The 7,000-nt window shown below is 43.1% G+C and carries 7 protein-coding genes; 5 read left to right on the top strand and 2 right to left on the bottom strand.

Going from position 1 to position 7,000, the window contains the following annotated elements:
- On the bottom strand, nt 1–204 hold a 204-nt coding region (locus tag D5R40_RS42230), incomplete at its 3' end, for a fumarylacetoacetate hydrolase family protein (RefSeq protein WP_345789246.1).
- 89 nt (nt 205–293) lie between these two features.
- Between D5R40_RS42230 and D5R40_RS41565 the strand changes: the two genes are divergently transcribed.
- Complete coding sequence (locus tag D5R40_RS41565) at nt 294–425, top strand: hypothetical protein (RefSeq protein WP_282433673.1); 132 nt, start codon at nt 294–296, stop codon at nt 423–425.
- 2,211 nt (nt 426–2,636) lie between these two features.
- On the top strand, nt 2,637–2,891 hold the full coding sequence (locus D5R40_RS28860) for a hypothetical protein (protein WP_124155583.1): 255 nt from the start codon (nt 2,637–2,639) through the stop codon (nt 2,889–2,891).
- 1,998 nt (nt 2,892–4,889) lie between these two features.
- On the opposite strand, the gene D5R40_RS38210 is transcribed toward D5R40_RS28860, so the two are convergent.
- Nucleotides 4,890–5,276 (bottom strand): YdeI/OmpD-associated family protein, encoded by a 387-nt coding sequence (locus D5R40_RS38210; RefSeq protein WP_511035255.1) that lies wholly within the window; start codon nt 5,274–5,276, stop codon nt 4,890–4,892.
- Nucleotides 5,277–5,381: 105 nt separating this feature from the next.
- On the opposite strand from D5R40_RS38210, the gene D5R40_RS28845 reads away from it, so the two are divergent.
- The 3 genes from D5R40_RS28845 to D5R40_RS28835 all read left to right on the top strand — a co-directional run.
- Nucleotides 5,382–6,242 (top strand): class I SAM-dependent methyltransferase, encoded by an 861-nt coding sequence (locus D5R40_RS28845; RefSeq protein ID WP_124155581.1) that lies wholly within the window; start codon nt 5,382–5,384, stop codon nt 6,240–6,242.
- Between the two features lie 113 nt (nt 6,243–6,355).
- Nucleotides 6,356–6,646, top strand: a complete 291-nt coding sequence (locus tag D5R40_RS28840) for a hypothetical protein (protein ID WP_124155580.1) — start codon at nt 6,356–6,358, stop codon at nt 6,644–6,646.
- A 30-nt stretch (nt 6,647–6,676) separates the two neighbouring features.
- Nucleotides 6,677–7,000, top strand: a 324-nt coding sequence (locus D5R40_RS28835) for a hypothetical protein (RefSeq protein ID WP_134239636.1), incomplete at its 3' end; no start/stop codon positions are given.

Here is a 7,000-nt window from a genome sequence, read left to right as displayed (position 1 = left end):
GTCTTGGACTGGCCCAGCGACTTTGAATGGCTCCAAGGCCTCGAGCAAGACTACCCATGGAGAAATAGAAGAGGCGAAATTTTTACCTAAGAATGGGCCAAGTGGCACATACTCCCACTTCTGAATATCTCGAGCTGACCAATCATTGAATAAGACCATCCAAGAATTAATCATTTGCTTCCGTTGTTGAGATCGATTCTCTATTGAGATTCTTTGCCTATGATAAAGGCCTATTCCAATTCAAAGTCTAAGCGCTTACTGACTGGAATACGGAGTGTCTGCCCCTTTGGGAAGTGTTTGTCCCTTGGTTCGTCGGATGGGAACGTCGTAGGGATGATAGAGAAGCTCTCCATGATAGCCACCGGGATATGCTCCAGTGGGAGGAGCGCATTCGCGGATCGCGAACATCTTGCCGACATTGGTAGCTGTTCAATGCTAGACTACGACACTCGGTGTAATCTCGGACCCGAATGGGATATGCATTGTAGCTCCTTTGGGATCAGTACCTCTTTTTGACGTCTTAAGTGCTGCACGCCGGATCACAAAGCTGCTGCTGTAGGCGATGCGGATCTGTAGACTGATGACCTTCCCTAACTGCATCAAATCATTAATGCTGACTTGTTCCAGACTATGGCCGGTTATTCAAACGGCAAAATTTACAGCTGACTGGGCGGCTGGTAAATCAATGATGAATTCGATGGCTAGCTACACGTGTCTTTGGTTAGGGGTATAGGAAATACAAAGGGTAGATTATTATGCTGAAATCGGAAATCAGCTGCTATGTTCAACCAAGAATTTATTCAGACATATAGTATAATGAGTTCTTTTTGGATATAAGGTATTAGGAATGAGGCACAAATAAAAAAAACAACTACGCTTTACCTTTTTTCGCCATACTGCGTTAACAAAGCTCATGTACTAGGCTATCCAGCCTGGCGGCTCGACAGTACTCGGCTTTACAGCTGTCTGGCGAAAAAAAATATATCGCCTACTTGTGCAGTTATTTATCCCTCATTCCTTAGTGTTTCGAGCCAGGATTGGTAGTATTGACCGTCCTCGATTTGTAAGCTGCTTCGTAACCATCAAGGGTTTGAAGGTTCGATCATTACGGCTAATTTTCTGTAGATTTATGACTGCCCGCTCATAGGCACCGGATGTGGGCATGTGGTATGGCCCAGGATGAAGGTTATATAGCCTTGGTCAATATCATTCTGCTCATAAAGTCGCCATACAACATATGAAAGATCTATCCGAATCTATTTGGAGCTGGTTGACGGAGCTGGGATAGCTGCGGTGGAATAAGAGACGTGGACAGAAGAACATACGCGAAAGCGAGGTCTCAAAGTCGGTGAACCGGTGGGGGGGTGAATCTGCCGGTTATTGGGCCTCAATAAGTAGGAGAGCCAATGGTAGTATTGTCCTCAAACCCACCTACATCAAAGGATGGAAGCATAACCAGCTCAATGAGATGCCCCTGTCTATCATTGACAAAGTCTCCCAAGCTGTTATGCTGGTTCCTAGCTCTTCGGGAGTTTATAATCTCGTCGCAAATGGGGAGGTGCCTCTAACATTGTCCGACCAATTGCGGAGAAGCGTTTTGGGTGTAGATCGATGAAAGGATTCCGCATAAAGGAGTCGATTGTCGCTGTGTCAAAACTGATTTGATAGATCATGCCGCGTGGTATGATGAGGAGTCACCGTAATCGAAGATATATACCCAAAATAGTCGCATGTACTGACCCTTATGCACGAAGAGCAATTATCTGCATCGCATTTTTGTAGAAGTAGTCGGTAAAGACTGTTTCGTGCCGTAGACCAATGTGGATATCTTATGACCATAGGGGATCCACTTTCCAAATATCGTCTTTGCTTCGATATTGAAACAATGAACTTTAGCGACTTCAGTATTTGGTCGATGGCTACCTTAGGGTTCAATTATCTTTTTCCTACCTCCTAACCAAGTTGCGATGGAGTTGATAAAGGAAGACACATGATCAACCCGATCGTTCCAAACAAATGTCATAGTGCAGTGCCATCTGATTTTTTCGAATATGGTATGTCGTTTCGGGGATCTTTCCCTTTTATGATAAAAGGGCATTACTGTTAATTTTTGTATACTAACAATTGTTAGTAAATTTACTACTAATTGTTTTAGCTGCAGAAATAACTGATTTTAAGCCGATTTGACTCAGTTTGATAATCCATCAATTACTTATATTCAGGCATGGAAGGAGATTACGCGAGAAGGATTCATAGAAACGGCGCTGAACCTTTCATTTTAAAAAGGGTTTAAGGCCATAGATGAGGGATATCGCTAAGGGATTGAAATTGAAGCCGCTTTACATTGTAAAACTATATTCGTTCTATCAGCAATTGTTGCATGATTCTAGTTTTTGAAATTGCTCATAGTTTCATGATGGGCTAGCAATATCTTCAAGTCTCTTATGCCTCAGAAAAACTAAAAGGCGAATGTGGTTAAATGTTCGGCTACGAAGCTCATCCCGTTATCGGGTGGCTTTACGGTAGGAGAGTGGAAGCATCACGGAAGACGACAAAAGGAGTCCTAGCCAATGGGAAAGCTATGAGAACTGTGCGTGATATATTGCGCAAGGAATGGAGTTGCAAGAATTGAGAATATGGATCTAGAAGTAGACCTATTCTTTTTTCCTCCATTCCGTTGGGTTGTTCAGTTGGTGTACATTGAAACAAGCAAGGCTGTTAACCCCATTCGAATTGGAAAACAGATGTCAGACTTTATTTTGAAGCGAATGCAGAATAATGATGGAATTGAAGTTCGCAAACTTACTTTCCGCTTGCCAACTTTAGCTGCCTCATGTTTGAACTTCCGCCTGACTCCAGCTGACTGTTTTGCGATGCTAGCGCCTTCTTAATAGACTTTCTAAGGCTGGACTAAGGGAATTGCAGTAGTCAATGTTACCATTTTAGCGATCGTTTTGGGGAAAGGCTCCAGGCATCATTTGCCGCTCTTGATCACGCTGATATTTGTTGCGGTAATTTATTACAAGCGGGACGCTCAATGGATGCTGCTACTCAAGTTGTTACTTGGATTGATGTAAGTTTTTAATTAGGGGTACTAGTGGGAAGGACTTGCCGGAGACCATTTTCAACGCGGAATGGGTTATCATCTTCATTAGTGTGGTGATGATGTACGCGGGATCGCAGATAATCAGCGAAGGTTCTACGCAGTGGTGGTTGGGCATCATGGTTTTAGTGCTGGCTCACTACTATGACTTGGTATCTACGGGGCTTTTTCCAACGTGTTCTCTGGCTATGCGACTGCATAAGCCGGATTTTTTATTGGAACGGCGCTTGTTATTCTTCATCGGCATCTTATCAAAACCTCACATTTGGGTTTGGGAAACGATTTCATGTATACTTTTCGATACCTCCTTTTAATTCCAGTCCTACTAGTGGGGTTTATGTTAGGCTTGTGGTGTTGAGCGTAGATCAGAAAACATTACCGCAATTATCTTATACTACAGTTTAGGAGCCTTTGTCATATTTCTTCCGTTAATTATTTTGTATGGAAATTGAATTAGAATTTTGAACTATTTATTCTGAAAGCCCAAGTATTTGATACGCCAACTGTCGGCGTATTTTGGAGTCTTTGCCGGGTGAATCTCAGTATGACTGGAGCGATGATTCTAATTTCGGTTTCCGCGCAGCTGAATTGGAAGCTGATGCTGAAGCGTGTAGATATTGGAGCTTAGCCTATTGGCCCACATGCAGCTTTCTGTGTTTTTTTTTGTCCCACGCCTGTTCCATAGAAAAAGCAGGGGGGCTAAGTCCGGTCAATGTCTTGGGAAGCCTGCTTAGTGGATCGTGATCTCTGCCGGTCGGTCCGAGATGGAAGAAGTGTCGTTAGGACAAGTACCTACTAATGCAATTGCGAATCTTTCTAGGAGCCCAAATGCTCAGATATTTCCGGAAAACCTAGCTCTCGCTGTATTTTTGCCAAAATCCTCGCTTTATGCGCTCATTCCTCGTCAAACTTGGCCTCCAATAAATCGAAGACTATAAGGAGTAGGAATGCTAATATCAAGTGGAATGAATCAGCATGCCCTTGATCAGTTTTATCCTATGGATCCTACTATCCTCGGTAGCATGTGCTCCTTGGGCGAAGGCAAAGGATATCCTTCAAATGCCCGTTCGCTGATTGCCATATCTGATAGTACTAGCCAACTGAAGGCTACTAAAGCAGATAGGATAAGAGCATATAACTGTATATCGAACCAAGCTGGGCGTTCGTTAATTCCACTAATTGCGATCTCTAGATCTGAGTATAGCAGAAGAGGAAATTGCAGGAATGCATCCACACGCCATTGTTGAGGAATGTGGGCGATTGGTATTCCACTTATAACCATCCTCTTGGTTTTGGATCGTGCCAGTCACCAGTAGCTTCAAAATATCCATACCGAGCTATGCGGAAACTGTGACTCAATCTCCATTTTCCGTTAGCATTTCCTCCTTACGTAGGTGATTGGCAAGATCTCTCTTTGACCATTAAGGGTGAACTGTCTTTGCGTCTGGGGATATAGAAGTTAAATATTCTGGTGATTTAGGAAATTGTCTTACGTTGCTTTTGACGGCCAGAATAAAATTTGGAAGCGCTCTTTTTTAACAACGATTGCCCCACCTGGCCTAAGTGTTACGAGTCTCGCAAGCGTGCTGTATGGGTCTCTTGTTTTTATTTTTTATAAAATGGGCTCATTGCTTCAGGAATACAGTTTTTTCTTTATTCGTTCTGAAAAGACTATCAATGAAATATGTTCTATAATTATTATGCATAAATGGCCCAAACGTACACTAAAGTTGAGTTTTTTCGATAAACGCCTGTATTTTATCTATGTTCAATATAGTAGACGACACTAGTAATACCCCGGAATCTCCGGAATAGTTCCATACATCTTGTCTTTGCCGGTCATTTTGATTAAGTAGTTGAGCCTTCTTTGCGACTCTTCAGGCCTATATTTACTAGCTTCTGAAATCCATCCAATCTTAAGCCTTTTGTACATGAGTGGATAAGCCTCAAATCTTTCCCACAGCTCAGCTTCCTCCAACTGTTGAATGATCCATTTGGGGACTTCAAAGGGATCATCCGGCGAGCCGATTTGGTCCTTGATCGGAATCACTCCCGCTTCTGTCATTAAGCCTAAGGCTTGTACTTTCCACACGCGCTGACGGTTCAGCTCCGATAAGAATGTTTTCTTCTTACGTCTCGGCGTAATGCGCTGAACATTACTTTCTTCATCCAGCCTGGCGGCTCGACAGGTACTCGGCTTTTGCAGCCTAGTCTGGCGAAAAAATATTTCGCCTACTTGTGCAGTTTATTTATCCCTCATTCCTTACGCAAGTTCAAAATGACCAAGCAGATGAAAACCTTCACCAACCAAGATGTTGAAAATTACTATGATCATACAGAGCCACATTATCGGATGTGGTGGAAACTTGATGCCAGTATGGGCCTCCATTACGGGGTCTGGGATAAGGAGATCAGAAGTTTGAAGGATGCGGTGATTAATACTAACCGGGAATTGATGCTGTTAGGAGAGATTCCAAGGGGAGCAAGTGTGTTGGATGCAGGTTGTGGGGTAGGAGGGAGCAGTATATTTCTGGCCAAGGAGCGAGGATGTCCAGCTAAGGGCATTACCCTCAGTGCCAGACAAGTCGCTACCGCCTCAAAATATGCTGAGCGACATGGAGTGCAAGACTTGGTTCAATTTGAGCAACAAGATTACACCAATACAACCTTTGCGGCAAACTCTTTTGACTACGCCTGGGCCATTGAAAGTATGCAGACTGCTCAGGACAAATCACTTTTCTTTCAAGAAATAGCCCGGGTGCTGAAACCAGGTGGCCGCCTTTTGATAGCCGATTGCTTCAAGTCTCACCCTTACGATATTAAGAAAGAACCGGGCATGCTAACTATGCTCAATGGTTGGGCTATTTCTGATATCCTTACTCTAGCAGAGTTGGAAGAGGTAGCGGGAAACTTTGGCCTAAAACTTTCCGGACGGAGAAATGTCACCAAAGAAATAAAGCCCTCTGTAAATAGAATCTATTGGGCGGCATTAGCCGGTATGATCGGAACGAAGGCCTACAATCTAGTCTATAACGCGACCTACTTTTCTAAAATCCATTATAAAACCGGCCTCGCCCAATATAAGACCTATCGGAAAGGACTATGGGATTATGAACTACTAGCCTTACAAAAGATGTAGTGTGTAATCAAAAAGGTGATTTTTGTTAAAATATATACTTTTTGTAATCAAATAATTGATTTATTGATCAAATATTCGTAAATTAGTGTCATTGTTGACCTAAGGAGAATACCATGATCAAATTGACGATTAAAGACGAAACGGCTACAGGTGGCCTTTTGCAAGAATGGGAATTGCCTGTAGAAAATGAATGGGTGAGTGTTCGAGATCTCATTGCCCAACGCGTAAAGGCAGAGGTGGAAGAATACAATAACAAACAGGAATCTTCCCGCCAATTGCTCGTAAACCCAACCCCTAAAGAACAAGCGCTCAACTTGTTCTCGATACTGAAAAGCAAATTTATCTTGCCTGGGCAGCCTTCACGCAAAATGGCTTCTTCGTATTGGTTAATAATTTTCAAGTAGAATCACTTGATAAAGAAATACTGGTCAACGATGAGACAGTTGTCAGCTTTATTAAACTTACCCCTCTCGTCGGAGGATAACCTCCATCGGACGCCTCCGAATTCATCCCACACCACTCAAAATTCAACATCCATGGCAATTAGTGATTTACTTGGCCGCTGGCTTCAGGTTGGTGAACATAAAATAGCACCACCCGACCATCCCTTTTATCAGCAATTTATCCGACCTCTGGTCAGGACTATGAAGCAAGAGCGCTTTTCTTACTATTATCGCCCTTTCAAGTGGTCAGGCGATCCGATCTATGAGCAGTTGAAGAAAGAAGATCCTGCCACTAAGAAATGTATGGTCTTTTGG

Source organism: Okeania hirsuta (assembly GCF_003838195.1).
In the GTDB taxonomy this organism is placed as follows: Bacteria; Cyanobacteriota; Cyanobacteriia; order Cyanobacteriales; family Microcoleaceae; genus Okeania; species Okeania hirsuta.
The sequence above is the reverse complement of the archived record's forward strand: the minus strand, read 5'-3'. Positions and strand labels throughout refer to the sequence as shown.

What these genes read in the sequence shown, in the direction of transcription:
- D5R40_RS28860 (WP_124155583.1), top strand. Translation starts at nt 2,637, where the DNA reads ATGGATCTAGAAGTAGACCTATTCTTTTTTCCTCCATTCCGTTGGGTT.
- D5R40_RS28845 (WP_124155581.1), top strand. Translation starts at nt 5,382, where the DNA reads ATGACCAAGCAGATGAAAACCTTCACCAACCAAGATGTTGAAAATTAC.
- D5R40_RS28840 (WP_124155580.1), top strand. Translation starts at nt 6,356, where the DNA reads ATGATCAAATTGACGATTAAAGACGAAACGGCTACAGGTGGCCTTTTG.